1 protein-coding gene is annotated in these 498 nt (G+C 71.3%); it reads left to right on the top strand.

Features of this window, described 5'->3' with window-relative positions; genetic code table 11:
- The coding region (locus AB4Z02_RS19030; RefSeq protein ID WP_441972927.1) for a uroporphyrinogen decarboxylase family protein at positions 1-340 on the top strand (340 nt) is incomplete at its 5' end.
- Between the last annotated feature and the right edge of the window lie 158 nt (positions 341-498).

Below are 498 nucleotides of genomic sequence, written 5' to 3'. Positions count from 1 at the left end.
CCTTCCCACGGCGCGCAACGTGCCGATCGTCCATTTCGGTGTCGGCACCGGCGAACTGCTGAAGGCGATGCACGAGATCGGCGCCGATGTTGTCGGTGTCGACTACCGGGTGCCGCTCGATGAGGCCAGCAGGCGTCTCGGCCACGTCGTGCCGGTGCAGGGCAACGTCGACCCCGCGATGCTCGACGCTCCCTGGCCCGTTCTCGAAGCGCACGTGCTCGACGTCATCGGGCGCGGTGCGAGTGCGCCGTCGCACGTGCTCAACCTGGGACACGGTGTTCCGCCCGAGACCGATCCGGCGGTGCTGACCCGTCTCGTGGAGTTCGTCCATGGCCTCTGAGGCGACTGGGGCTGACGCCGGGGCTGACGCTGGCGCCGAGCCGCAGCGCGACGATCTCCGCCACGCGATCGACGCACCGGCCACGCGCGTGGTCGTCGTCGGCGGCGGGATCGCCGGGCTGGTGGTGGCGCGCGAGTGCGCACGGCCCGGATTCGACG

It is taken from the genome of Pedococcus sp. 2YAF34, from assembly GCF_052114585.1.
In the GTDB taxonomy this organism is placed as follows: domain Bacteria; phylum Actinomycetota; class Actinomycetes; order Actinomycetales; family Dermatophilaceae; genus Pedococcus.
This window is presented reverse-complemented; position numbering and strand designations above follow the sequence as displayed.